Source organism: Paenibacillus sp. FSL H7-0331, from assembly GCF_001956045.1.
In genome coordinates, this window is sequence record NZ_MRTH01000123.1 from 1 (window position 1) to 1,998 (window position 1,998).

General features: G+C 33.1%; 1 protein-coding gene and 1 pseudogene. Both read left to right on the forward strand.

Annotated features, from left to right (window positions below):
- Window positions 1-650 precede the first annotated feature (650 nt).
- Window positions 651-1,586: a TniB family NTP-binding protein gene (locus BK127_RS41995; protein WP_256711713.1), complete on the forward strand. Its 936-nt coding sequence runs from the start codon at window positions 651-653 to the stop codon at window positions 1,584-1,586.
- Window positions 1,587-1,831: 245 nt separating this feature from the next.
- Window positions 1,832-1,998 (forward strand): annotated as a pseudogene (locus BK127_RS42000) (sigma factor); the annotation flags it as partial.

Sequence of the window (1,998 nt, forward strand, 5' to 3'; positions counted from 1 at the left end):
TCTGTTAAATAAGTAAAACATTCAAATTCTAAGAAAACATGAGCATTTAAGAGAAAAGTGATTCTCCATAGAGGGAGGATAGTTGAAAAGGCTACGCTTCTATACTTTTAGCATTAATACTTAAAATAACAAAAATATGGGTTTAAATAAAATTCTTCTTGTTTGTGATAATGGCAATATTGCATCAGAAAGAACCATAATAAAAAATGGCGGTCAATTTGAATCGGAGTATATAGAGGAAAGTGGGAACGTTGTAAGACGGTTCTGGGTACAGTTATAACTCCTTTTTGCTGTAAAATTATTCATTTATTTCAGAAGTTCATTCAACGTATAACGATAGTTTAATATTGGAATATAAGTTTAAACCCTCCAATTTCTAGCGAAACTAGAATCAACAAAACTTGGGAGGGTTTTTAATTATGTATTTAAAGTATCTATGGGCGCTATATGAGGCTGATAACGTATTCTGGGAAGTGCTACTTACTTGTTGCTACAAGTAATGGCTCTGTTTAATTTATTTTCGGAATTAATACGGAGTCTACTTTACTTTTCTAACATGTACTAAAGGAAATCTGTTTAAAAGACTATTTTGTGGGAATACTTGGATGTAATGAAACTAAATTTGACGATGTCATGGAGGGGAATTGTTGGTGGTTATTTCTAGTGAGTTCAATAATAATGAGTTTTTTAATTCACTTATGAAGATAAAAAGCTCAATAATCACACATCTCGAATTTAATAAAATAATTGAAGCAATTTTTGAGTGCCATCAATCCTCAAATGATGGATGTCCTTGTAATCTTTTATTGACTGGATCATCAGGTACAGGAAAGTCTGCCCTTTTGTCATATTACATAAATAAGTATTTGGAGATCTATAAAGGTGATTCAGTTTTCCCAATACTTTATTTGAAATTACCTCTTCAAGCAAAACCAGAGGAATTAGCTATAAGTCTATTAGAAGAAATGGATATTAATTATAGTAACAATCTCTCTTTATCTTCTTTGACAAACAAAGTTGTTCAGTCAATTGCGAAATCGGGTATTGAATTAATAGTTCTCGATGATATTGAGCATCTTTTCAATATTAATACAGGAAGAATTCATAGTGATTCTGTAGAATGGCTTCGGATGCTATTTGAAAAATTACAAATTTCCTTTATTTTATCGGGTCTAGATATTTCTACTAGATTACTAAATCATAATGAGGCATTTGCTAGTAGGATTTTATCTACGCTAACGTTGTCTCCGTTAGATCAGGATGAGTATGATAGATTTCTTCAAGATATTGATTCCTGTTTGCCATTTTCTGAAAAGTCATGTCTTACTGAAGAGAATGTGACTGAAAAATTGTATCTCACCTCAGGCGGATTCCCAGGCTATACTAAGGAGTTAATAATTAAAGCAACTAGATTGGCTTTTAACGAGGATCGTCTTACAGAGTGGCACATACTTAAATCTTGTAATTTACTTAGTAACCCACAAAATCCTATGAATTTAAATTTTGATATACTTAATGAACGGCTGCATAAAGGGAAAATTAGAGGAAAGTCTGAAAAACAATATAAACAACGTTTGCAAAAATAAATTCCAATAAATAAATTGGAAAGTACTTAGTTTTGACTTTATTAGTCATGGCTAAGTACTTTTTTGTTTTTAAGGAAGAGTGATCCAGCTAAGTGCATTTTTAGAAGCATAAGTTTGCCATATGAAATTAGAAGCATAACCTTTCTAAATCGGCAAACATATGGGTTAAGTTACACACTTCCCCTTGAATTATGAATTCATCAAGGTGGCCCATCATGGCAGCAAAACATTTTACATCGATTCGTGTTCATATCGTCAAAAAGTTCGACAACACCGGAGAGGATTTGGAGGATCTCATCTCCATCGGCACGATTGGGCTGATCAAGGCGATCGAATCGTTTTCCCCGGACAAAGGAACCAAGCTGGCTACGTTTGCTGCCCGCTGCATCGAGAACGAAATACTTATGCATTT